Consider the following 25,537-nt stretch of genomic DNA (forward strand, 5'->3'; position numbering starts at 1 on the left):
TTTTATATAATTTTTATTTTTTTATAAAAAATCTTTAGTGAATAAAAAATCAATACAGAAAATAATACAAAAATTATCAATGGAATCATAAAAGTTCATAAATCATAATAAATATTTAAATTAATTCCAATTAGGTTAGATAGCAACAAGGCGATTTGCTTTGTTATTAAGCCAATAGTAACATACATTAAGTTTAAAGCTATAAATGTCGCAAATATATAACTAAATGAAATGTAACGACAAATGTATTTTGAATTATATCCCATTTGCTTTAGATATCTAATAAGTTCATAATTTGAGATTATTGTTAATGTAACTAAAAGAGCAATTAAAATAAATGAAATTAGAATCAAGATATAACTTGTATATATTCCAATATTGCTAAAATTTGAACCTCTTTCAAATATAAATTCACTAATTTTTTGGTAATCTGAAATAAAAATATTCATATCAGAAATACCTAAATTTTGTAAATCAATGTAATCACTAAATGAAGTGCCTTTATTATCTTCATCGATAGTTTGAAACACTAACATTTCTGTAATTAAAGGCTCACTTTCTTTTAAATAAAAAGTATTATCATACATTTTTCTATCATCAAAATATTTTTTAATAAAGTAATCTTTATTTGCATAAATATAATATTTATCTTGCAAATTTTGATTTACACCTTTAACTTTAAAAGTCATTTTTTTATCTTTTAATTCCAAAGTTAATGTATCATTTTGCAAATGATTTCACTTACTAAATTGAAAATGTGTTTCTGTAGTAAGAATTACTTCATTATCTATAAGGTGAATATCTTTAAAAATATCTTGATTTGTATCTAATAAAACAAAATTAAATATAATTTCATTTTTAAATTCTAAATTTAAACTTGATGCGAATTCAAGATGTGGATAATATTTAAAATAAAATTCTGGATAAATATCTTTCTTATATTGATTTTTTAAAGTTCACAAGCTAACATTTAATTTATTTTGAATATTTTTAACTATTTGCAATTGTTCTGGAATATCTACATTTGAAAGTCAAGCAATGTCTTCACTTGAAATTTTATATTCCAATGGATTTAAAGGTTGAAGATATTTAATAAATTCAAATAATGCATTTTGATTATTTTCATCTATTGCTTGTTTTAATAAATAAAAATCTAAATAACTATATTCATCTGGAGTTTCAACTTTAAAAGAAGTATCATTTTCAATTAATTGTCCTGATGCATTTTTATATGGAGCCATATATTTTTGAGATTCTAGAGCACTATTATATAAACTAGAAGTAAACAATATTCCAAAACTAATTGTTCAAAAAGTGATTAACATGATTATTCCAGATATAAGCGCTTTGCCTATATTTGGCCAACTGATTGATAAATTTATTCTTTTTTTTGAACTTATATGTAAACTTTTAAATAGTTTATAAAATTTAGAAATATGAATTTTGGGATTATTAATTCTTAATCTTTTAGAAATTACAAAGAAGTTTACAATTAAATACATTGACATAATGAAAAATAAAAATGCAAAATTAATTAAAAATGCAAATAAATTAACAAACTTATTTGATAAATCAAAAATGTATTGATTTGCCCCAACAGATCAAAATATTTTATAAATGATAATGCTTAAAGGAACTGCAAAAATAAAAGCTACAAATTGAGGTACCAAATCTCCTAACATTTGTGAAAAAGCCAAAATTCAATTACTAGTTCCATTTGCTTTTAAAGTTCATAAAATTTCTTTTTGTTTGTGAATAGAATAAAGTGAGATTCATAAATATGATATTAAGATCAAACTAAAAACTAAAATAGATATTGCATATGCTATTATTTGAAATATCATTAAAGGATTTTTATACATTGTAAAATATGGTGCCTTATTAGCATCATAAATATAATTTCCAACATATAAATCTAAATTATCATTGATGAAATAATTATTTAAAAAGTTATTAAAATAGTCACTTGCAGCTTTATAATCATCAGCTGCTTGTTGTAAATATATTCCATAAGTAATGCTTTCAATTAAATTATTTTTTAATAAAAAATCAATTGGAGCAAAAATATGATTTGTATTTTGTTCTTTGGCAATAGTTGTTTTGGATGTGGCTGTTCCAGCAATTGTTGTTTCTATAAGTTGACCCATACTAGAAAAGAAATATTTATCTCCAATATTTAAATTAAGTTCCTTTAAATCAGAAGGAGAAATAAAAATATAATTATTTTCTAAATCTTCAATTTGTTGATCTTTAATTTTACTTAAAATATGAAAATCACTATCATTATTTTGCTGTGTGTAAAATGGATCATTTTTATTTGATGTTGGAGAAATAAAAAATTTTAACTTATTTTGATTTAAATCATTAACTTTATGTGCAACTAATCTTGCAGAAAAAATATTAGTGTTTTCAGGAAAATGTTGATTAATTTCTTCTATCATAAGAGCATCTAAAAGATTATTATTATATTTTATTAAGTTTAACTCTTGTACATTTAATAACTTCGCAGAAATATTTGGAAATAAATTGATTATTTTTGGAGTAATCATTCCAGAATTTGAACCAACTTCTTCTATAAATTCATAAATATCTTCATCATTAGATTCAACTAAATTATTTATATATTCAAATATAAAATTATGTTCATTACTTGTTGGTCTTAGTTGTCAATGGTTTTCTTTCTGTTCTTGTGAAAATCTAGTACCTCTTCATTCAATATTTCTGAAGTGTCCTTGTTCTCAAACACTTTTTACTTCAGAAGAAATATTGCTTACAAATGAAAATAAACCAATTAGCAATGCAAAAGAAACAGTTATAAAAAAATAAAACGGCATTGTTAATTTTCATAACTGTTTAAATTTTGCAGTTAAATTCACTTTCATCATTCAAACCATAGATATATTAAATCATAAATAATTTATGGTTTGTATCAACTATTAAAATTAAAAAACATATTCTATATTTGACAGAATATGTTTAATGAAATTATTCATACAAGTTTTTTAATTTAATTAATTATTTTCTTTTTCTTTGATAGTTATATACAGAATTCAAGACTATTGATTGAGGAGCCCATTTTGTTAAACTCTTGACCATTTTATTTGAATTACCTGTAATAATATAATTCTTTTTCTTTGATTTAATACCAGCTTTTAAACTCTTTCTAGCATAAACACTAGTTTTCATTACTTTAACTGTTGATTTGTATTTTGCATCTTTTTGGTTACTACTTCTATTTCAAAATTCGGTCTTTAAAGGACCAGGACATAAAGTAATTACTCTTACTTTTGACTTAGTTTTTTTCAATTCAGTATTTATTGCAACTCCTAAACTTCATACATATGCCTTTGAAGCATAATAAGAAGCAAAAACAGGAGCTGGAGTAAATGCAGCCATTGAACCAATATTTAAAACACGTCCATAACCTTTTTTTTGAAATTCTTGGACAAATAATTTAGTTAAAATATGCAGTGACTTTATATTTAAATCAATCATATTCATTTCTTGATCTAAATCACTCTCTGCAAAATATCCCCAAACTCCATAACCAGCATTATTGATTATTAAATCAACATCAAAACGTTTAGCTTTTTCAAATAAATTATGATTATTTTCAATAATGCTCATATCCATATTTCAATTTTCAATTTTTTGATTTGGATATTGCTCTTTTAAAGCTTCTAAACTTGAACAATCACGAGCAACCCCAATGACGTTATAACCCAATTTTAATAATTCAACACAGTATGCATAACCTAAACCTTTACTTGCTCCAGTTACAAGTGCATATCTATCAGGTGCAATTTTAATTTTAGCCATTATTTGCTTCCTTTTTTTTGTTAGTCATATCAAATAAAACTTTTCTATTTAATCAAATATAGTTAATAGCAGCTAAAATTGATAGCACTGTTGCAATGTACATTGGAATCATAATGACTTGATTAATTCATCCATATTCGTCATATGTACCAGTTCCTCCAAATAATCCCCCATCAAACATTCTAAATCCAACAAAGAATAAAATAGTTAATCCTAACATTTCAAATGCTGCTCTAAATCTTCCTAATTGGTTTGCAGCCATGACAACAGTTGCTGTTGCCAAAATTTGGCGCACAACATCAATTAGAAAATCGCGACAAATTAAAACAACTGCCATTCAAACAGGAACAATCCCTGCTGCTGCAAAAATTACTAAAACTCCATTTGTTAATAATTTATCTGCGATTGAATCAAAGAATTTACCAAATGTTGTAACTTGGTTATATTTTCTAGCAATATATCCATCTAACATATCTGTTAAACTTGCAATAATAAATAAAATACCAGCTATCAAATATGTATATGGTAAATGATAATTGCCCACTTCAATTGCTGCTGTAAAAACATTAAAGAATGGAGCTGCACCATTAAAGTTGTATAAAAGCATTAATGTAACAATAACTGGAATTAAAATTATTCTGATCATTGTAATACGATTTGCTCAGTTCATAATTAATTTTCTCCTTTTTATTATTTTGATATAAATATCAAAAATTATCTCAATATAATTATTTTACACCACTATAAAGCACTTTAAATTGTATATGAAAAAAATCTTGATTTTATGATATTATAAATTCATTGAGTTGGGGAGCGAGCGTGAGTTAAGTTGGATAAGTTTATTTCAGATAAGCTTTATATGGCCCTTGATGAAAGTGGAAAATTAAATTTAAATGATGTTGGTAATTACTTTATTGTTGGTGGATTTATGTACAGTGATAAAGACCTTGTAAAATCAACAATTAGAAGAATTGAAAACGAAATCAAGCTTAAATATAATATACCAAAAGATTATGAACTTAAAGGTAACAAGTCAAATGATATGGCTTGTGTTGAATTTATTAATAATATTTTTGATGAAATTGGAGATCAAATTAGACCAATTTTTTCAGTTGTTGCACGAGACGAATTAAATAAACATTTTACTGTCAATGAAATGTTAGCTTATGATTTTTTTGTAAACAACATTATCAATTTCTACTCTAAATTATTTGATTTTAATCAATATTGTAAAGATATTTATATCTTAATGGACGAAAGAAATCTTAAAAAAACCGATTTAAACCAGTTAGAAAATTTGTTAAAAACTAATTTTATTGAAAAACCTTTTAATATTACAACTTATTATCTATCAAGTAAGTTAACTGATGTTATTCGTTTTGCTGATATTTTAGATCACATTGTTTATACATTCTATAATAATCCAGATAGTGAAAAAAATAATTTATACCAAACAAAAATTAATAAATCAATTCTAGAAAAACTAAAAAAAGGGACTATATATTATCCATTTAAAAAATCATACTTTAAAACATTAAAAGAAAGTGAGCAAAAAAATAATGCACAATAGTGCATTATTTTTTTATACCATTCTTTGTTTGTTTGTATAAACATTTAAGCTTAGAATATCGTTAAATACTTCAACATTTACCAATAATCCTATAACTCCTGCGTTTACTTTTGATAATTTTACAACATCATGAACTCAACCATACTCTTCTACAAGAGCGTCATAATTGACAAAATGATCTAAACTCAAAATTTTATTGTGTTCCACTAAAATTTCTCTTGATTTAATTAGGATTTCATCAATACTTTCAAGGTTTGTAATAAATTTTACTTTGTCCATAATATTTGATAATTCTTGACTTTTTTTCAAACGATTTGGAAGTTGTTCATATTTTGAAATTAGATTTAATGCAATTGATAAGACTTTTCTTAAAGCAAATTTTTCATTAATTTGCCCTTCTGCTAATAAAAAGTTAACGTTTTTGAAAGCTTCTGCCAAACTTTCAATCGCTGTATTTGCAGAAGATAAAATAACTTCATTTTTTGCAAATATTTTTACATCAAAACTTTCATTTTCCAATTGCGCTTGATTTTCTTGTCTTAAGTTATTAATAATTGTTTCGGCTTTTTCAATTAATAAACTAAATTGTTCTGTTGATTCAATTTCTTTAATTTCTTTTACATCAATATTAATTTTTATTTGTTGATCAAAAATCTTTCTTTCTTGTAGACATTCATTGTTATAGTATTCAATAATTTCTTCAAATGTTTTTTTAAAAATTCCCAATATATTCATCCTAATTCACCTAACTACATTTTACACTAAAATACTTACGTTTACCCTTTTTAACAATTATTGTTTGGTCAAATGAAATAAATGATTTATCTATTAAATCTTCTTCTGTAAAATCATTTTTATTCATAATTGTAATTGCTTTATCACGAATTAATTCTCTTGCTTCACGATTTGATGAAGCAATTGCTGATTGAACTAAAAACTCTACTATATTTGTTAATAAATGAGCTTGTGATTGAGGCAATGCATTTGCAATTGCCTTTAAATCACTTTGCTCTAATTGATTTAAATTACCATTAAAGAATGCTTCTGTTACTTGTAATGCTTTTTGATAACCACTTTCACCATGAACTCAAGTTGTAATAACTTGGGCTAATTTTTTTTGTCCCACTCTTTTGAATGGTTCTTTTTGATGTTCTTCTAAAATTATTTTAATTTCTTCAATGGATAAAGTTGTTAAAAAATTAAATAACTTTTCAAGCTCTTCATCTTCTTGATTTACAAAAAATTGATAGAATTCATATTCACTAGTTTTTGATGCATCTAATCAAATTGCACCAGATTCAGTTTTTCCAAATTTAACTCCATCTTTTTTTGTCAGTAAATTCATAGTAATTCCACAAGCTTTTGATTCTTCTCTTCCTAATTTAGAAGCAATGTAATCAATTCCACTTGTAATATTTCCTCATTGGTCTGAACCCCCAATTTGAACATGACAATTACTATTTGTATAAAGTTTAAAAAAGTCATAACCTTGTAACATTGTGTATGAAAACTCAGTAATACTTAAACCTTTTTCAATTCTTGAAGCAATATTTTCTTTTGCTAATAAATATGCTAAATTAAAATCTTTTCCAATATCTCTTAAAAAATCAACTAGTGACATTGTATTTAGTCATTCACCATTATTGACAATTTCAACATCAGGTACTAATTTTTTAATTTGATGTGCAATTGCTTTAACGTTTTGATCCACTTCATCTAAACTTAATAATTTTCTTTCTTGTGCTTTAAAACTTGGATCTCCAATCATCCCAGTTCCTCCACCAATAATTGCAATTGGAGCAAAACCAAATTCTCCAAATCTTTTTAAGTTAATAATTTGAATTAAGTGTCCAATATGAAGTGAATCTGCAGTTGGGTCAAATCCACAATATACTCCAGCTCCACTTTCTTGTGCCAAATTAATTTTATTTTCATTTGTGAATTGCTTTAAAAGACTGCGATCTTTTAATTCATCAAGAATGTGTTTCATATTATTTCTCCTTATTAATTTTTACTGCTTTTTTTGAATCACCTAGAACTTGAATGTCATCACTCATATTAATTGAGACATCTTTTACTTGTGAATAAACAACATCAGCTTTATCAATTACTCCAACAGTTATTACTGCTAAATCCTTGGCAATTGCTTTAACATTATCTGATTTTGCAACTTCTTTTCCAATTTTAACTGACATTTGACCAATTTTTTGTAATGCTTTATATGCCATTTCCTTAGTTTTGGCTGCATCTAATTCATCACTTGCTTGTTTTACACTATCTAATTTCATTTCAATACTTGCAATAACTTCATCACTTTCATTTCCTTGTGATTTTTCTCATACTTCATCAATTGTTGAAATAAACTTTTTAATTTGAGGACGATATTTTTTTAAATAATCCACAAAATCCGCTCTAATTTCAATACCTTTTTTTGGAGCTAGCATCATACCCAAAAGTACTCATCCAGCAAGTTTTACCATTTTAAACATAATAAAAATTCCTTTCTTCTAGTCTTCTGAGTTTGCAAAATCTCTTAATTTTTCAACCATTTTATAAACAATATCTTTATTTTTAGTTGCAACTTTTACTCATGATTTTACATTTCTTTTTGCAAAGGCATCAAAAATATCAATATAATTTGATACTCTTGCAACTGTATCAACTGTTGCATTTAACATTTCTGATTTATATGTTAAATCCTCAAAGAAATAATCGACTTTCTTTGCAGCTACTCCAACTTTTCTTAAAGTAATAATTGAATACAGTGTTAATAAAATTGCTAAAACTAATAGAATAATAATTAAAACTGTTTGTGTAGTTTGCAAACCATCACTTGCAAGTAAATTCATGTTATACATTGTATTTGTCCCCTTTTTTAAATCATTTTGATTATACAATAGCATATCTTAAAAATTAAGTATTTTAATAAATAAAAAATAACCAATTTTATTGGTCATCTTCATGATCTTTAATTCTTTCTTCTCAAGAACGAGTTTTTTTTCTTTCTTGTAAACCTGCATTTTTATCTGGTTGAACAAATTCTGAATCTTCAACATGATTCTGTCAATTAAATCCCCCATCATAACCTTTTTCTCTCATAGCCATAAGTTTTCGTGCTCTTTCAGTTTCTGCATTATAAGCATTACTATAAATTTGTTTTCTTCTATCTTTTAAAGTCATATTTATATCATAATTACTATTTACAACTTTAATGTTTTCGTGAATTTCTTTTAATTGATCTACATAGTTATCTTTAAGTTCAATTGTTTTTTCAATATCTTCTTGATCAACATCTTTTTCAATCATCTGGTTAATTTTCTTAGTAGTTTTTTTAACCATTTTACTAATTTTATAACCTTCTTTAATTAATTGTTTTTCCAATTTAGAATTAGCTTTTTCTTTTTCTTTTAAATCACTTTTAACTTCACTAAAAGTTTTTTGAATTTCTGTTTTTTCTTCTGAACTAAATGGTAAATTTTTATGTTTTCTTGGTTTAATTATGCTTTCATCAGTTTTTTTAACAATTTCAACTTCTTGATTATCTTTACGTTTTGGAATGAAGTATTGCTGACTTGCAGCACTATTGCCCATCAATTCTTCACTTCTTTTAATTTCATCAAGACGTTTTTTAGCAAGATCACTTAATAAATTTTGATTCTCTTTTGATTGCGACATAATTTCACCTAATTTCTTTATTTTGTTTTTCTTCTTGAAGTTATTAATCCTGGTTCTTTACTTTTAGTATTACTTGTTTTTGTTGATCTTCTTCTTGGTATTAAAATAGAATCATCAGTTGGTGTTACTTTATTTCTTGAACTATTAATAAATATTTCAATTTCTTTTAACTTATCTTCTAAGAAATGTTCACGCTCTGCTTCGTCTACAAATGTTTTGGTTTCTATTTCTAAAATGCTTAATTCAGTTTCTTTTTCTAATTTTTGGCTTCTTAAATCTTTTAAAACCATAATACGATCTTTAATAGTATATTCAAGTTCTTCAAGTTTTGCAGATTTTTTCTTTTTTGCAAGATAAACATTTGCTTCATCAGCTTCACGTTTTTCTTGAGCATCTTGTGCTTTTTGTCTTGCTTTTTCTAACTCAGTTTCAGGTGTTGAAAGTGAATTTGCCATACTTTCACGTCTTTCTTGGGCTTCTCTTGAAAGACGTAATTTTCTTTGAATTTCTGTTTCAAAATGTTTTTTAGTAATATTTTTACTATGAAATTCTTTTGCTCTTTGAGCATAACTCATAGTCTTGTCAGACTTTGACAAATCAGTATATAAGTTACTATCAACTCCACCAGTTCTTTTCAATTCTTCAATTTTTGCAAGTTTTGCAATAACTGGATCATTTTCCAAAATTTCATTTTGTAAAATAGTTGATTTTTGTCTAGCCCCACTTATTATTGACCCCAAAGGACCTTTAATTTCTGGTTCTGCAGATTTGCCAATCCTAGCTCGTAATTCTTGCAATTTATTGCTAACTTCATGAGTAGTTGCTGAATCATCAATTTCAGGTAAATATTCACGTGCAATTTGTTCAATACTTGGAGCAGGCTTATCAGGTGAATCTGAAAAAACTGGTTCAAGATTTAAAATGGGATCATCATTATATGCTCAGTGATTGGGAACGCGATCTTCTTCTTGACGCTGAAAATCACTACGTTCTTTAGTTTTAAATTTCTTTTTAAAAACTGCCATAAAAAATAATCCCCCTAACTTTTACTTAATAATATTTTATACTTTTTATTCTGTTTGAAGTTATATTTTGTCTACCAACTTTTGATTGTGGTTTTCCATCCACCATTACTAAATCTCCTGTAAAACCAATTTTATTACGTGTTAATGCTTCACCAACACCATAAATATCTACAGGAGTTTCTTCAGCTTCAAAAGCTTTAATTTTCTCTTCATTAAAGCCTGAAGAAACGATAATTTTGACATGATTAAATCCATTTTCATCTAATTTACTACGTAATAATTTAATTAGTTGAGGATTTACTCCATTTAGTTGATTGTCAATATTTTCTTGATTTTGTAAAGATTTATCTACTAATGCTTTTGAAGTATCAATTCTTACTGCAAAGAGTTCATTTTTAAACTCTTGAGCTACTTTTAAAGAATCAGTTACACAATCATTATTATAATCTGTTAATACTATCAATTTATTATTTGGAAAACACTCTTTATAAGCATATGCAGCTTTAATAATATCTCCATTAAAACTTGCAATTAAAGCATGAGGCATTGTTCCTTGTAAATCTGGAGTAATTTCTAAATACTCAAAACTTGCTTCTGTAACTAAATTATCAATACCCCCAATTGTTGAAGCATAACCATCAATTGGTTGAGTTAAAAAATAATCCATTCTATCATTCATATTTAATACTAATTTTTGATTTGCTGCTTTTTTTAATTTATAAGCATTTGTCGCCACTGTTGAAGCTCTTGATAAAATTCCATCAAATAAACCTTCAAAATGAGCAAAGTCTATAAATTTTCCAGTGATTTTTAAAACTGGCTCATTTGGTTGTGCAATTTCACCATCTTCTAATGCTTCAACTGATAAAGTTTTAACCCCACTTTGTTTTAAAATTTCACAAATAACTGCAATCCCACATACTACAGTGTCAGTATTTCTTTGAAATCATTGCATTGTCACAATTTGATCTGGGTTAAATTTATTTATTATAGTTCTTGTTTTTTTAAAATAGTCTGCAGCATAATAGTTATCAAATATTTTTTGACTAATTGAGAATTTATTCATTAAATTACCTCTCAAATTCTTTTTCCAATTAAAGCATCATTTGCTTCAATTTCAATAATGCCTTGATTATCAAAAATATGACCAATATTTAGCTCTTTACCGCTGCACAGCATTCCAAATGAATCATGACCTTTTAATTTTCCAGGATTGATTTGCATTCCATTAGGCATAAATGAACCAACAGTTGCAAGAACAGTTAACAACTCTTGTCTTACGTTTTTGGCTCCACATACTATTTGTAATTCATTTTGTCCATCAAATACTTTGCACAATGATAAGTGTGTACCTTCAATTGGACTACATTCTACTACTTTTGCAATTATAAACTGTGCTTCATTTTCTTTTAAATCAAAATATGGTTTTAAGGTTTCTATTGCATAAGCACTTAAGTGCACATCTTCTAAGTAATAAGTTTTTGATTTATCTATATCTGGATTAACAATATTGGCACCAATTATTTGTTCATTATTATATAAAAGAGTTATGTTATCAATGGTTTTTGTTTGATTGACTATACTATTAGTTCAATTTATAACTAATGTATCAAATTGTTTTACATAATTTACAAAAAATTTCATTATTGTTTTCTCCTTAAAAAAATACTTGGAATAATTTCAAAACAATTATATAATAAAAAAGTCTTTTATATAAAGATGCAATGAAATATTTTTGATTGCACGACTGTGCTTTTTTAATTTCAAATTAAAAAATGCAATTGTATTAATGAATACACTAAAAGATAAATATGCAACAAGTTATTTTTTTAATTTGTAACAAACGAAGGGAGCATAATAATGAAAATAGCAGTTATTATCGATTCATCAGCAGGAATTAAAGATACACAAAATTATAAGAATTTACATTTAGTACCTTTGATGATTACACAAGAAAGTGGAGAACAGATTAGTGATGATCAAGATTTATCATTCGATGAATTTTATCAATTAAATGATAGTCAATTATTAAAAACTTCACAATCAGTGCCAGGAGTTATGATGAATAAATGAGATGAATTACTTAAAGATTATGATCAAGTAATTTGTTTACTACTTTCAAAGGGACTTTCAGGTCAATTTAATACTTTTAGAATGTTTTCACAAGAAGATGAATATAAAGGTAAAGTATTTGTAATTGATACAAACGGGGTAAGTATCATTTTAAAACAACAAATTTTAGAAACTTTAGAATTAATTGAACAAGGAAAAAAGGCAGAAGAAATTCAAACAATTATTGAATCAAAAAATCAATCATTTAATTGTTTTATCATCCCAAAATCTTTAACACAATTAGTTCGTGGAGGAAGAATCTCAAAAGCAGCTGCAGGGTTAGCAAAGATTTTAAAAATTACACCAATTTTAAAATATAATGGTGAAATTGATAAAGAAGACAAAACAAGAACATTTAAAAAAGCAATAGAACAAGCAATAAATACTTTAGAACAAAAAACAAAAAGTAATAATAAACAAATGGATCTTTCATATTCAAGAGCTGATGATGAAGTTATTGAATTAGTTAAAGAATGTATCATTGCAAAAGGTTATGAAATAAGATTGATTGAAGACATGCCAAATACAATTACTTGTCATACAGGTAGAGAAACTTTTGCAATTGCTTTGTGAGAAAATTAATAAAATAGATATATAATAATAAATGAAAATGAGGCGATTAATATGAAAATAGGACTATTATTTGACAGTTCATCAGGGTTAACAACTGAACAAATTAAAGGAACAAACATTGATGTAATACCTTTACACGTAATATTTGATGGTGAAGCAGACTTTTTAGATACACCAGAAAATCATCAAAAATATGAAACATATAAAGCAATTGATGGAGGTAAAAGAGTCACAACAAGTATGGCTTCTCCAGGAGAAGTTAGTGAAAAATATGACACATTATTAAAACAATACAATCACATTATTTGTGTTACAATTAGTCCAAACTTATCTGGAATGTATCAAACAGCTGTAATGGTTGCAAACGATGATGAATATAAAGGTAAAGTAACAGTATTGAAACATGCACTTGCGGCAAATTGTTTAAAAGAACTTGCTTTTAAATTTGATAAAATGGTTGCAAAAGAAGATATCAAAGTTGAAGATTTCCAAACAGAAATTGAACTTTGAGAAAAAAATACAGCTATAATTATTGTTCCAGGAGAATTAGACAGACTTGCTAAAGGTGGTAGAGCAAAAAGTGTTTTAATTTCTCTTTTGAAAATGCTAAAAACTAAATTAGCAATTCAATGAGGTGAAAAACCTAAAAAAGTAGGAATGGGAAGAACAATTACATCTCTTTTAGAAAAAATTATGAAAACAATCAAAAATGTTTGTGGGCAACAGTTTAAATTAATGTTTCTTCATACACCAGAAACAACAGCAAAAACTATTGACCAAGTTAAAAAATATTTAGATTCTGCTAAATTAAATTATCTAGAGGAAATCGTTCCAACACCATTTACATGTCATGCAGGGCTTGAAACAATAGCATTCATTGCAATTAAAAATGATATTTTATAAAAAAAATCTACAATATATAATATTGTAGATTTTTATTTGCAAATTGGCAGGGGTAGCAGGACTTGAACCCACGACACTCGGATTTGGAGTCCGATGTTCTACCAACTGAACTATACCCCTATTAAAAAAACTCCAAGAATGCTTGGAGTTTTGTGTTTCTATTTGGCAGGGGTAGCAGGACTTGAACCCACGACACTCGGATTTGAAGTCCGATGTTCTACCAACTGAACTATACCCCTATTAAGACTTTTTAATTATACAATATATTTTAAAAAGTCATTGATTTTTTTTACTTTCTGCAGTTTTTGCAAACTCCATGCATTTCTAACTTAAAATGTTCTAATTCAAATTCTGATGAACTTGTAATAGTTTTAAATTGAGATAACAAATCTTGTGTCAAAGACGAACTTTCAAGATGGTCATATGAGCCACATTCATGGCATTTAATATGAATTAATTGCGGAGCAATTGCTTCATATATAATTTGTTTACCATTAATTGTGTTTGAAAATATTAAGTGTAAGTCTAATAACAAATCAATATTGTTATAAACTGACATTACATTAACATTACCTAGCTCTTTTTCAACTTCACTTATTAATTCATTAATTGTAAAGTGTTTTTTAGTAGATATACATTTTAATATGGCTAGTCTTGCTTCTGTTAACTTTACCTTTTTTTCTTTTAAAATTGAAATGTATTCTTCATATAAGTTTTCAGTCATCTAGTTTTTCAATTCCTCAATAACTTTGACTAAGTCACTAACATTGTTAAGTGACATCATTTGATCGTCAGATAAGGTAATGTTTAATTTTTCTTCTAAAACAACAACCATGTCCATTAAATCTAATGAATCTAACCCCAAATTTTTAAATTCAGAATCTTTTGTAATTGATCCTTTTGCACCTTTATCCATAAGGTTTTTTTTGATTTCTTCAAAATAGTTCATAATAATCACCTGTCCTTTATTATATATCTTTAATAATGTAATTTCAAATATATTCTTGATTTGCACGATACATAACGCTCACTTTTAGTGGCTTAAATATATCATTAAATTTAAAGTTAATGTTTAATTTCTCATTTTTTGGTCCCAACTTATTAAATTCTACTAAAAAATAATACTTAAATTCTTGTAAATTTATAAAAATATTATTATTTTCAAATCCAAGAATTCTAAGTTTTTGCTGCTTTGAAAAATTAATTTCAATATTTTCAAAAACAAAATCCTTTTCTTTAATTTCTGGATTTGAAGGATCTGGTGGTTTTGCTGAATTATCTTCAACTAAATCACTATTATTGATTATATAAAATTTATAAAAAACATAGCCGCAACCTAATAAGATTGTTATAAAAATAAAAATTGACATAATTATCTTAAATAACTTCTTTTTGATGTTCATTTATAAATTTAATCCCTTGCTTATAATCATCAAAATCTATATCAAAAAGATCATCTCTTAAATAATCAATTTGATATTGGCGTTTAACTTCAAATTCTAAATTTATAATCGGTTGAAAATTTTGACTATAATCAATATTTTCAACCTCTTGAGAAATAACAATTATTAAATCATTGAATGCAATTTTCTTTGTAAAATTTACACCATTTTCATTCATAGGATTAACTATTATACCTTTTTGACCTTGTTTATCTTCAACTACAAGATTTGCTTGTCAATCATATTTGGTTTTTAATTCACTTATAATATTTATTTGATGAGTGTAGTATTCAATTTTATCTTTAATTTGACCGATTTTATAAAATTGGTCCAAATTTAAAGTTTTGATTTTGTTAAATGTTGAAATATTTTGAATATCTATCATACCTTTCATAAAAAAATCAATAAAGTTATTGGCATTTTGACCAAGCATTTTATAATTTACATATTTTCACTTTTTATATTCAAAGTTTATATTTAAATCAAAATCTATACGATTTTGACTATCATGTAAAATTTCAACATCTAAAATTCTTTGGATTATATTTAAATAACCAGGCTTTTCTTTTAACATATAGTCATTTTGTAAATAACTTGCAATTAGGTTTTGTTCAATAATTTTGTTATTTTTAAATTCGATTCTGGGTTTGCGATTAATCAAAATTGAACCCTGTGTGATTCCTTCAATTATTTCTAAACTTTTACCTTTATAAGACATTGAATAATTTATAACTGTATCTTGAGATCAATTAATATAATTTTCTGGAATCAAAAGTTCATGAAATTCAAATCCAGTTGAACTTAATTTACCATTTTTAGTCTTAGTAATAATTAAATTATTTATAGCAATAGGCTCATCTTTTTTGCCTGTTTCAATTTGTTTTAAACCCTCTTGTGTTTTTACATAAAATAATAATTCAACCTTATCTAAACCAATACTTTCTTGATCAGAATTATTCTTTTCAAATAACTGATCAAAATAGTCTTTACCTTGAAATACAAAATTTGGTCTAAACAATAATTTATAGTATTTTTTTGAATTTTTTAAATAAATTTCATTTAAAAAAATAACATCAATACCAACACTATCCTTTTGATTTTGTACTACATCAATTGAGTCTATAATTTGTGTTTCATCTTCAATATCAACTTTATTTTCAATATCTAAATCTATAATTTCACCCCTTTTTATGACAAAATTAATATCTTGTCTATTATCTTTATCGTCAAAAAAATATCAGTTTTGTACACTAAATTTAAAAATAAAAAAACTTACCTTTTAGGTAAGTTTTAGTTTCGTTTAAATGGGGCGTGTAAAGGGAATCGAACCCTCGAATGCCGGAACCACAATCCGGAGCGTTAACCACTTCGCCATACACGCCATATATAACAATTTAGATAATATACCATTTATACTTTTAAGTCAATATTATTTATAAGACCATTTTATTCTTTTAATTTCTTTAGTCTTTCAAATTCACTTGTCCTTATATTTTCTTTAAAACAAGGACTCCATCTAGTATTGTATTTTAAAAAACCACCTGAACCAGGGATAATAAATTTTTATTAAACCATTTTCTTTACTACTAGACATTTTTTAATTTTAAAATTTATTAGTTGATTTATTTGCAATTTTCTTCATGTATATTTTTCAAATAAATCAACTTTTTTATTCAAAAAAGAAGTAATTAAGTAATATAAAAATAAAAAGCAAGAAAAGTTAAACACTTCTCTTGCCTCTTGAACCAATATAATTACTATCTATATTTGTTTATTTTGATTGTCAATTAGTAGTTGTAATACAACTAATATCTTAAAGTTGTCTGTAATCAGAAAGAATCTGTTGGAAGTGTATTTGCTCATGATGTAAAAATACTGTACCCATAGGCAGTTCTTCCTTTACTACTTTTTAATGTAACTTTAAAAACACAATTTCCATTACCTGATCCTGGATTTCATTCTGTTTTATCTTCAATAATAAAATCCCCACCAATTAAATATTCATCATTATCTCAAGTTAAAAATTGATTAAATAAAGTATTGAAACCAGTAGGTGCATTCAAACCCCTTCCTGAACCATTTCAAACAACTAATGAAGCTTCACTAAAATTTGAAATATTATTTTCATTAGCGAATTTTTTTACACTATTAATCAATTCTGCCATAGGAAAAAGAAGTTCTTGATGATTCCCTTCTGTTGGTGAAAATGCAACAGTCGCATTTGTTTGTATATCTTTTGAAGCATATTCAGTTTTTTTATCTAAGTTATTAGATATAGAAACCACTGGAGTAACAGCTGTTGTTCCAACTGATAATGTTCCAATTAAACTTAATAATTTTATCATTCACTTATATTCCTTTCTTTCGGGTCATCACACCCTTATTAATATTTTAACATTTATAACGACTAGCATATTAAAAATTTTATAGTGTGTATTCTAATGTAATATTTGAGACACCCTCAATTAAAAATAAATAATTATCAATTGGTGAAATAATTAAAATTGATGCCACATATATTTCATCATTTTCACATAATATTTTAATACTTTCTTCGTTATAGTTTTCCTCAGTTAAATATCTTCCTTCACTGTTTCTAAATTCTATAACAATATTTTCTGGATTTGATAAAATGTATTTTCTAAAATCAAAACTATTATTTATTGTTAGATCATTTGCCATTATTTCTTCCATCTTTAAGCTAATAAAAGTTTTAAGACCTCTTAAATGTTTCTTTCACAATGGGATACTACTATTGTTTCAATCTAAAACTAAAGTACTATCCAAATTATTAATATTATATTTTATATCACTTTGTTTATCTAAATCCACTCAAACAATAAACATTGAGTTGTAATTATCATTTTTAGGTGTTTCGATTGATAAAATATCAATTGTTTTAGTATCTAATAACGTACTTTCTTCTTTAATTTGTTTTCCTGTTTTGTCTACTAGAACAAAATTATAGCTAATACCTGAAATATCAAATCCATTTTTTTCATAAATAAACTTTGCAAATACATTACTCAATTCACTATAGACAAAATCGCTTTCACTTCTCAGATAATCATTAAAATCATAAATAATTTGTTGTTCATTTAAATTTAAACTAAGAATGTAAGAAATGTTTGTTAAATAACTGTATTGTTTGTTTCATGAAATTTTATCATCAGAATTATATTGTTCAACGTATATTTGATTATGCTTAGAAGAATACACAATTTTAACTACAAAAATTGTTTGAAGTTGCTGTGAAAATTTATATTTTTTGTCATTTAATTCACTTTCTTTAATAAAAGTGCGAGCAGGGTATTGAAGTTTAAGAGAATTTATTATTTCTAAATAGTCGTCTTGTCAAAAATCATTATAAAAATATTTTTGATTTAGAATGTCAAAATCATATTTATAATATTTTAAATTTTCATTTGGATTACCACATGAGGTTACAGTAATTGAACCACTTGTTGTTATTGTTATTGTTCCTAATAGGACTAATATTTTTTTCATATTTTACTCCTCCTTAATTATAATTATACACTTATAAGTTTTAAAAATAATTTTGATCAACGTGAGGAGTGAGCCTATCAAATTTTGACTCGATATTTATGTTTTGATTTCTTACATTTTTCTAATAATAATTTATTTTCTTTAGCAATCTTTAATTGTTCTTTATATAAGTTGTTGTACTCATTTTTTCTTTTAATTTTTTATATGGTTTGTAGTTAAATCATAGATTGTCATTTCAATTATATGAAACATCATCCATTTCTTCACTAGTTATTAATGAATTAATAACTAAGTTAGGATTATAAATAATTTCTCTTCCTACAGCTACTCCATCAATTTCATAATTCATTGCAAAATTAATATCTTCTAAATTATTAAAATTTCCAACCACTATTAAAGGAGTTTTGATTTGCTCTTTTATTTGTGCTGCTAAAGGTACACGAAATAGCTTAGTTCCTGCTTTTTTAATAACTTCTGCAATATTTGGTCTACTAATAACTTCTCCACTTGAGATATGGAAATATACAACTTTATTTTCTAAAACCTTTAATAATGGTAAAAAATCCTTAACTTCCATACCATTTTTTTCATGATCTGTAATTGAAAAACGAATTCCAACTGGAATGCCAATATTATCAATAATTTCATCAACAATATCAATAATAATTTTTGCTCTAACTAGAATATCTGATGATTTAATAACCTCATTTAATTGTTCAGAAATTAATTCACTCAATAAATATCCATGGGCTGCATGCAATTCTACAAAATCAAAACCTGCTTTTTTAGCTCTATTTGCTCCTTGAATAAAAGCTGTTTTAATTTGGTCTAAATTACTTTCATTTAACAATGTTAACTTACTTTGATCCATATAATCATATTTTAATGTAGCTCCAACTGTTGGAATTGACAAATCTGCTTTACTTCCAGCATGATTTAATTGAATTCCAGCAATTGCTCCACCCTTTTTAATGATATTTGTTATTTGTGTAAGTTTTTCAATTTGTTCATCTTTTCAAATTCCTAAATCTTTTTCTCGAATTTTTCCATTTTCTAGAACAGCTGTTGATTCTACAATAATGGTTCCAACACCTCCATATGCTCTTGCTCCATAATGTTGGATGTGAAATTCATTTGCAAATCCATCCTCTGCCATTAATGTGTCCATTGGAGGCATGACAATACGATTACGTGCAGGTTTATTTTTTATAAATTCAAATTTTTCTGTTAATTTCATTTTTTAACCTATTCTTTCATCTGTTTTATTATATGAGTCAATAATTGTTTTAATTAAGTTATAGTGAATTTCATCAATTTTATCATTTATAGTATAAAAATTATTACGTCCAATTTTTTTGCATTCAACTAAGCCTACATAATTCAATTCACAAATTTGTTTTGAAATATTTTCACGTTTTGCAGGTAATAATTCTACTAATTGTGAAACTGTTAAACCTTTTTTATTGCACATTAATCAGCACATAATTTTAATTTTAGTATTAGAATTTAATTCTCTTAAAATTTCAATTACTTTCATTTGACTCCTTTATGTTACTATATAGTAACATAATTTATTATATACATTTTTATATAAAAAAGCATACCTAGATAAATATTTATTGCTTTACATTTTTTAAATTTCTTCAAAATAGTTTAATTTTTTATAATCCAAATTTTAATGTTATTTCTATAATTAAAAACAAATTAAAATAGAAAAAATATTCTCTAAGAGAATATTTTTTTGAATATTAAAATTTAATTTTGACTTGTATAAAATTTACTTTTCACAGTTAAATTACTTAAATAATTGTATAAATAACTAAATCCAATTAGAAGTCCAATAATACCAAAGAAAGCAATAAAGAATCAACCAATTCCAGCTATTCCTAATGGACCTTGTGCATGAATATTTAAGAAAAAATATGGGTATAAGATATTTTGATATTCTTCTCCCGAATTATATCTCAATTCTCCTCGAACCATTGCAAAAATACAATATCCCAATACCATAGTAAATTGAATTCAAAAACGTTTTATAAAGAATTCATTTAAGTTAATTGAAGATTTATTTGGCATTAAAACAACAGCATAAATTACAAATGCGATTGGTGTAATTATATGATTGATAATTGTATTTGTTTGATCAACTGGATGAGAAGGAAATCCTGTATCAAGAGGTACTAATACAAAGTTATAAATTAAAAATGTTACTGTAATCATAGTTGCAATTGAATTTGCACTAGTATAACTTAAAAATAGCCCACTACCCTCTTTTTTAGGTTTTATTGCAGCTGTTAAAAATCAAGAACATGCTAATACATTTGATAATAATGTAAATGTTGTAAAATAATCAATTGTATATGTTTCATAACTTCCACTATATACATTTTTAATTTCACTACCTTCAACAATATTGTAAATATAATAAGAAACTATCGTTGCAAATGATAATAGACCAAATAGTCATTTATAAATTGCTAAAATTTGTTTATATTTCATTTTTTCCACTCCTTTAAGTGTAAAAATATTTTAATCGTAAAACAGATTATTTTAAAAAATTCAAAAGTTGTTTTAAAATAGCATAAAATTTTTAAATAAAAATAGAACCTTAAATGGTCCTATTTTTATTTAATTTATGTATTTTCAAATTACTTAAGTAATTTAAAAATACAGCCAATAAGATCATTCCCGCAAAAATTGCAAATATTCCTAAAAAGAATAACGGATAGCCAACAATATCTGGATTTAATTGATCATAAGGTCATGGAGTAAATGCATCATCAATATTTGGAATAAATTGAGTAATCATTATCCCTCTCATAGCAATGAAAAGCATATATAATCCCACATGCATTAAATTAAATCAACTATATCGTTTTAAATATTGTTTATTATCAACTTTATCATTTGCAAATACAAAGTAAAAAACAATAAATAAGACTGGTGTAATCATATGCTCCAACACTGATTTTAATATTTTATATCATGTATTAAAACCAACAACAGTACTTACTATTAAAGTAATGTTATATAAAATAAAAGCAAATACATTTAAAGTGGCTAATCTTGTAATGTTATTTTTTCCAACAAGCCAGCTTGGCATGTTGTTGTGATGAAAATGAATTCAATTGCATAATCCAAATAATGAAGTTGCAAATGAAATTCATACTGATAAATAAATCATTTGATTGATAATTGAAAAATCAAAGTTTTGTGTTCGGTCACCATATTCTGGATCTGGTTGTATAGTTGAAAATAATAAATCCAACAAGATACAGAAAAAAGGCACAATAGTAAACCAAACATAAAAACTATATTTCAGTATTCTATCTCTTTTCATTTTATTCCCCCGATAAGTTGTATTATACTTTTTTTTTTTTTTTTTGCAAGGGGTCAAAATGTTCTCCATATGAAGAATATAAAATTTTATTTCTATTGAAAGAACTTTTATATATCTTTTGCAAAACTATAATCAGTTCAACCAAGTGTTTCTTTTAAAAATGAGGAATTATTTAAAAGCAAACTCCTTTTATCATTAAATATTTTGGCTTTTAAATAATTATTAAACATTAAAAAACAATTCAATGGTCCTATATAATAATTAATTTCCATATTATCATGGTATTTCATAACATTATTAATATAAAATACAACATCAAACTGTTCTAACATACTTTTATTTCTATTAGAAGTAACAAGTACTGTTTTTATATATTTAACTTTTGAAATATCCGAAAGTATTTTTTTAAATTTTTTATTTATAAAACGTATTGAATAAAATAATATTACTGATTCCTTTTCTAGAGATTGCTTTAAATTAAAATTCTTATCATAATCAATAAATTCAATATTTGTATCTATATAATTATAAAAACCTAAAAAATCTTGCATAGCTAATTTTGAATGCCCAAATGCAATGCCATAAATTTTTTTTGCATTATATAAATAAGATTTTATTACTTCTATCTTTTTGGATTGAGCAACTATTTCTTTATATTGATTTAACTCATAATCAAAGTTGACTAATAATGCTTCATATTTTTTGGCATCGTTATTAATACCAATAAGTTCTTCCAAAACAGATCTATTATAATTTAGTTCTTTTACACAAAGAGATATATATTCTTTTATTCCATTTATATTCATTTTTTTAAAAAAATTATAAATAAATGATATTCCACAGCCATAAATCTCAGCTACTTTTTTAATTGGTAAAAATAAAAAATTATCTATATTATTCATACTAAATTTAAAAAATTCAAGTTCCTTTTCATTTAGAGCAGCTATATTAACTTTCATTTAATCACCTCTGGAATATTATTCCAAAATTTTATAAAAATAACATTAAATTTTTCCAAATATTTTAAAATAATTTTGGGAGGAAACGAATGAAACAAGTAATAAGTGTAATAAGTGGATTGAATATTTTAACATTAACAAGTTCATTTGTAGTTTCATGTGATTGAAAAACACCGCCAATAAGTGTCGAGCAATTAAATCACATATTTTATACAGCAAATGAACAGGTAATTAATGCTAATCAAATACCTCAATTCAATGAAAAATTAACTATGCCATGAAATTATACTGAAAATGATCAAACAATTGAAAAAGCAAGAGCTTGATCTGATTCAATCGTGGCAAATTTTAGTAGTAAATTGGCAGCACCAGATTTAGGATATTTAAACAAAGGTTTAAATTTATTGACTGGTGAAGTTGATGAAAAATATTTAGATGAAGAGCTAAATATTACAACTGAAGTTCTTAATAATATGCAAAGTTATTATTTTACAGCGAGAATTTCAGATATTGCAACAAATGATAATGAAAAAATCTGACTTTCAGATCAAAAATATAATAATAAAGATATTAAAAAAACACCTATAAAAATAAATGATAAAACAATTGAAATACAAGAAAAAAATAAACCTAATGAATATAGCGAAAATTACTATAGTGCAATTGATATTGGTTCAATTTGAGCCCTAGGAAATGAAGAAATGGAATCAAGTTCTTATATTATTAGATTTCTATTTAGTTTTGGGCCATCTTCTAGTTTTAATATTAATCCCACAGTATTTTATATAGACGTGGAGATGTCAAAATAATATGAGTAAAAAAGAAATAAACAAAATTGTAGCTATTACCGCATGTGCTGCTGGAGTTGCACATACTTATATGGCTGCAGATAGTTTAAAAAATAAAGCTATTGAATTAGGATATGAAATTCATGTTGAAACTCAAGGAACAATAGGAAAAGAAAATGAAATTCCAATTGAAAAAATTGCTGAAGCAGATCTAGTAATCATTGCTTCAGATGTAAAAATTGATATTGACCGTTTTAACGGAAAAAAGTTATATATTACTAATGTAAAACAAGCAATTAAAGATCCAGAGCAACTTATAAATGATGCAATAGTATATGGCGAAATTCATGGTGGTAAAGGAACTAAAAAAGGTTTTGTAACATTAGGAAAAACTAAAAAAAGTGGTATATTAAGTCATTTAATGACTGGTATTAGTTGAATGCTACCATTAACAATTGCGTCAGGATTACTAATGGCAATTGCAAATTTGTGTGCATTTCAAACAGAATATATTGATAACTTTGGAGATTATGGAGAAAATTGAGTTCTTTGAACAAGAAATTATCCAAATTTCCTAATGCAAGTTGGAGGTCTTGGCTTTAAATTAATGATTCCAATATTTGCAGGATTTACAGCATATTCAATTGCAGATCGTCCAGGGATTGCTCCTGCTTTAATAGCAGGTTGAATAATTAATGACAACTCAATGCTTGGAATTGAAGTACAAGTATCAGAACAATCAGTAATTGAACCTGGGGCAGGATTTTTAGGAGCAATTGTTGTTGGTTTACTAACTGGATATTTTGTTAAATTTTTAAAAAGTATTCATTGACCAAAATTTTTACAACCAATAGTACCAATTATGATTATTCCAATAATTTCAACATTGGCAATGGCATCTCTTGTTAAATTTGGTATTGGTGTACCAATTGCTGAATTAGTATTAGCAATGTTTGATGGATTAACAAACTTAGAGCAACAATTTGCAGGTACAGGAATAATTATTGCTTTAGTTGTATCTATAATGATAGCATTTGACCTTGGAGGACCATTTAATAAAACAGCACTTGTATTTGGTACAGTTATTTTCTACCAAACATTAGCAGAAGCAATGGCTCAAGGTTTAGGATATTGAGACGCAAACTTTATTCCAGGAACTGCAACACAAGCTGCAATTTCAGTTCCACCATTAGGAATGTGATTATCAACATTATTATTTAAAAATAAATATACAAAAAATGAACGTATTATGGGTAATGCAGCATTTGGTACAGGTATAGTTGGGATTACTGAAGGTGCCATCCCTTTTGCAGCAGGAGACCCAATTAGAGTTATTTTCGCCAATATATGCGGAGCAGCAGTTGCAGGAATTGGAGTTACAATATTCCAAGTTCAATTTGCTGCGGGATTAGGTTCGCCACTTGCTCCATTCTTGGGATACATTAGAGGACCTTGATGACCATTATCATGAATAGCGCCTATTTTACTTGGAATAATTGTAACTGCAGTAATTGCAGGTTTATTAAAACCAAAAATTGTTGGTGAAGAATATGAGTTATATTTACAAGAACGTAGACTAGCACGTGAAAAAAGAATAGCATTTGGAATAAGTTTTAAAATGTTCTTTAAAAAACCAAAATTTGTATTCAAAAGAAGTGGTTCAAAATTAAAAAAATATTTATCTAATTTTTGGAAAAATTGATGTGCTTATTGAATTAATGCATGACATATGTTTGCAGATATATTTATTTCTTTTGGATCAAAATGTAAGAATGCTTGATTGGCATTTATTAGAATATTTAGAAAGTCTACTGCTGAAGAAAA

General features: G+C 25.6%; 26 protein-coding genes, 3 tRNA genes and 1 pseudogene. 5 read left to right on the forward strand and 25 right to left on the reverse strand.

Annotation, left to right across the window (positions count from 1 at the left end; translation table 4 throughout):
• Positions 1 to 2 precede the first annotated feature (2 nt).
• From SCULI_RS04505 to pgsA, 3 genes are all read right to left on the reverse strand, one after another.
• On the reverse strand, positions 3 to 2,882 hold the full coding sequence (locus tag SCULI_RS04505; protein WP_025363449.1) for an ABC transporter permease family protein: 2,880 nt from the start codon (positions 2,880 to 2,882) through the stop codon (positions 3 to 5).
• Positions 2,883 to 3,015: 133 nt separating this feature from the next.
• Positions 3,016 to 3,819 carry an SDR family NAD(P)-dependent oxidoreductase gene (locus tag SCULI_RS04510; protein ID WP_025363450.1) on the reverse strand — a complete coding sequence of 268 codons (804 nt, stop codon included), beginning with the start codon at positions 3,817 to 3,819 and terminating at the stop codon, positions 3,016 to 3,018.
• Positions 3,812 to 4,489, reverse strand: a complete 678-nt coding sequence (pgsA, locus tag SCULI_RS04515) for a CDP-diacylglycerol--glycerol-3-phosphate 3-phosphatidyltransferase (RefSeq protein WP_025363451.1) — start codon at positions 4,487 to 4,489, stop codon at positions 3,812 to 3,814. Before pgsA ends, SCULI_RS04510 begins: the two co-directional genes overlap by 8 nt.
• A gap of 159 nt (positions 4,490 to 4,648) precedes the next feature.
• Between pgsA and SCULI_RS04520 the strand changes: the two genes are divergently transcribed.
• A complete protein-coding gene (locus tag SCULI_RS04520; protein WP_025363452.1) occupies positions 4,649 to 5,389 on the forward strand; it encodes a DUF3800 domain-containing protein in 741 nt (246 codons plus the stop codon).
• Positions 5,390 to 5,401: 12 nt separating this feature from the next.
• Here SCULI_RS04520 and SCULI_RS04525 read toward each other — a convergent pair whose 3' ends face one another.
• The 8 genes from SCULI_RS04525 to ytpR form a co-directional block, all read right to left on the reverse strand.
• Entirely contained in the window at positions 5,402 to 6,124 is a 723-nt protein-coding gene (locus tag SCULI_RS04525) for a hypothetical protein (RefSeq protein ID WP_025363453.1), read from the reverse strand.
• Positions 6,125 to 6,134: 10 nt separating this feature from the next.
• Positions 6,135 to 7,379, reverse strand: coding sequence for a tyrosine--tRNA ligase (tyrS, locus tag SCULI_RS04530; RefSeq protein WP_025363454.1), 1,245 nt, complete (start codon positions 7,377 to 7,379; stop codon positions 6,135 to 6,137).
• Between the two features lies 1 nt (position 7,380).
• Positions 7,381 to 7,878 carry a hypothetical protein gene (locus tag SCULI_RS04535; protein WP_148294472.1) on the reverse strand — a complete coding sequence of 166 codons (498 nt, stop codon included), beginning with the start codon at positions 7,876 to 7,878 and terminating at the stop codon, positions 7,381 to 7,383.
• 18 nt (positions 7,879 to 7,896) lie between these two features.
• Positions 7,897 to 8,247: a hypothetical protein gene (locus tag SCULI_RS04540; protein ID WP_038648135.1), complete on the reverse strand. Its 351-nt coding sequence runs from the start codon at positions 8,245 to 8,247 to the stop codon at positions 7,897 to 7,899.
• 88 nt (positions 8,248 to 8,335) lie between these two features.
• Positions 8,336 to 9,064, reverse strand: a complete 729-nt coding sequence (locus SCULI_RS04545; protein ID WP_025363455.1) for a hypothetical protein — start codon at positions 9,062 to 9,064, stop codon at positions 8,336 to 8,338.
• 17 nt (positions 9,065 to 9,081) lie between these two features.
• Positions 9,082 to 10,089 (reverse strand): hypothetical protein, encoded by a 1,008-nt coding sequence (locus SCULI_RS04550; RefSeq protein WP_025363456.1) that lies wholly within the window; start codon positions 10,087 to 10,089, stop codon positions 9,082 to 9,084.
• 25 nt (positions 10,090 to 10,114) lie between these two features.
• A complete protein-coding gene (locus tag SCULI_RS04555; RefSeq protein ID WP_038648137.1) occupies positions 10,115 to 11,155 on the reverse strand; it encodes a nicotinate phosphoribosyltransferase in 1,041 nt (346 codons plus the stop codon).
• Positions 11,155 to 11,733, reverse strand: coding sequence for a YtpR family tRNA-binding protein (ytpR, locus tag SCULI_RS04560; protein ID WP_038648140.1), 579 nt, complete (start codon positions 11,731 to 11,733; stop codon positions 11,155 to 11,157). The genes SCULI_RS04555 and ytpR overlap by 1 nt, the downstream gene beginning before the upstream one ends.
• Positions 11,734 to 11,949: 216 nt before the next feature.
• Here ytpR and SCULI_RS04565 point away from each other — a divergent pair, with 216 nt between their 5' ends.
• Together SCULI_RS04565 and SCULI_RS04570 are read left to right on the forward strand one after the other, a co-directional pair.
• Positions 11,950 to 12,783 (forward strand): DegV family protein, encoded by an 834-nt coding sequence (locus SCULI_RS04565; protein WP_053230341.1) that lies wholly within the window; start codon positions 11,950 to 11,952, stop codon positions 12,781 to 12,783.
• 42 nt (positions 12,784 to 12,825) lie between these two features.
• Complete coding sequence (locus tag SCULI_RS04570; protein WP_025363460.1) at positions 12,826 to 13,677, forward strand: DegV family protein; 852 nt, start codon at positions 12,826 to 12,828, stop codon at positions 13,675 to 13,677.
• A gap of 44 nt (positions 13,678 to 13,721) precedes the next feature.
• On the opposite strand, the gene SCULI_RS04575 is transcribed toward SCULI_RS04570, so the two are convergent.
• The 14 genes from SCULI_RS04575 to SCULI_RS04640 all read right to left on the reverse strand — a co-directional run bounded on the left by SCULI_RS04575 (position 13,722) and on the right by SCULI_RS04640 (position 22,925).
• Positions 13,722 to 13,797 (reverse strand) — tRNA-Trp (locus SCULI_RS04575).
• Between the two features lie 43 nt (positions 13,798 to 13,840).
• Positions 13,841 to 13,916 (reverse strand) — tRNA-Trp (locus tag SCULI_RS04580).
• A gap of 50 nt (positions 13,917 to 13,966) precedes the next feature.
• Positions 13,967 to 14,401, reverse strand: coding sequence for a Fur family transcriptional regulator (locus SCULI_RS04585; RefSeq protein ID WP_025363461.1), 435 nt, complete (start codon positions 14,399 to 14,401; stop codon positions 13,967 to 13,969).
• Entirely contained in the window at positions 14,402 to 14,626 is a 225-nt protein-coding gene (locus SCULI_RS04590; protein ID WP_025363462.1) for an acyl carrier protein, read from the reverse strand.
• Positions 14,627 to 14,645: 19 nt separating this feature from the next.
• On the reverse strand, positions 14,646 to 15,080 hold the full coding sequence (locus SCULI_RS04595; RefSeq protein ID WP_025363463.1) for a hypothetical protein: 435 nt from the start codon (positions 15,078 to 15,080) through the stop codon (positions 14,646 to 14,648).
• Positions 15,055 to 16,137: a hypothetical protein gene (locus SCULI_RS04600; protein ID WP_025363464.1), complete on the reverse strand. Its 1,083-nt coding sequence runs from the start codon at positions 16,135 to 16,137 to the stop codon at positions 15,055 to 15,057. The genes SCULI_RS04595 and SCULI_RS04600 overlap by 26 nt, the downstream gene beginning before the upstream one ends.
• 287 nt (positions 16,138 to 16,424) lie before the next feature.
• A tRNA-His gene (locus SCULI_RS04605) sits at positions 16,425 to 16,500 on the reverse strand.
• A 424-nt stretch (positions 16,501 to 16,924) separates the two neighbouring features.
• On the reverse strand, positions 16,925 to 17,464 hold the full coding sequence (locus SCULI_RS04610; RefSeq protein WP_025363465.1) for a hypothetical protein: 540 nt from the start codon (positions 17,462 to 17,464) through the stop codon (positions 16,925 to 16,927).
• Positions 17,465 to 17,543: 79 nt separating this feature from the next.
• Entirely contained in the window at positions 17,544 to 18,626 is a 1,083-nt protein-coding gene (locus SCULI_RS04615; protein ID WP_025363466.1) for a hypothetical protein, read from the reverse strand.
• Between the two features lie 151 nt (positions 18,627 to 18,777).
• Positions 18,778 to 19,863, reverse strand: coding sequence for an oxidoreductase (locus SCULI_RS04620; RefSeq protein WP_025363467.1), 1,086 nt, complete (start codon positions 19,861 to 19,863; stop codon positions 18,778 to 18,780).
• Between the two features lie 3 nt (positions 19,864 to 19,866).
• Positions 19,867 to 20,163 carry an ArsR/SmtB family transcription factor gene (locus SCULI_RS04625; RefSeq protein WP_025363468.1) on the reverse strand — a complete coding sequence of 99 codons (297 nt, stop codon included), beginning with the start codon at positions 20,161 to 20,163 and terminating at the stop codon, positions 19,867 to 19,869.
• 218 nt (positions 20,164 to 20,381) lie between these two features.
• A complete protein-coding gene (locus tag SCULI_RS04630) occupies positions 20,382 to 21,125 on the reverse strand; it encodes a Pr6Pr family membrane protein (protein WP_038648146.1) in 744 nt (247 codons plus the stop codon).
• Between the two features lie 109 nt (positions 21,126 to 21,234).
• Positions 21,235 to 21,966: a hypothetical protein gene (locus tag SCULI_RS04635; RefSeq protein WP_025363470.1), complete on the reverse strand. Its 732-nt coding sequence runs from the start codon at positions 21,964 to 21,966 to the stop codon at positions 21,235 to 21,237.
• A 107-nt stretch (positions 21,967 to 22,073) separates the two neighbouring features.
• Positions 22,074 to 22,925, reverse strand: a complete 852-nt coding sequence (locus SCULI_RS04640; protein ID WP_025363471.1) for a MurR/RpiR family transcriptional regulator — start codon at positions 22,923 to 22,925, stop codon at positions 22,074 to 22,076.
• Positions 22,926 to 23,014: 89 nt separating this feature from the next.
• Here SCULI_RS04640 and SCULI_RS04645 point away from each other — a divergent pair, with 89 nt between their 5' ends.
• Together SCULI_RS04645 and SCULI_RS04650 are read left to right on the forward strand one after the other, a co-directional pair.
• Positions 23,015 to 23,734 carry a hypothetical protein gene (locus SCULI_RS04645; RefSeq protein WP_025363472.1) on the forward strand — a complete coding sequence of 240 codons (720 nt, stop codon included), beginning with the start codon at positions 23,015 to 23,017 and terminating at the stop codon, positions 23,732 to 23,734.
• Position 23,735: 1 nt separating this feature from the next.
• Positions 23,736 to 25,526 (forward strand): annotated as a pseudogene (locus tag SCULI_RS04650) (PTS fructose transporter subunit IIC); the annotation flags it as partial.
• Between the last annotated feature and the right edge of the window lie 11 nt (positions 25,527 to 25,537).

It is taken from the genome of Spiroplasma culicicola AES-1, assembly GCF_000565175.1.
GTDB lineage: Bacteria > Bacillota_I > Bacilli_A > Mycoplasmatales > Mycoplasmataceae > Spiroplasma_A > Spiroplasma_A culicicola.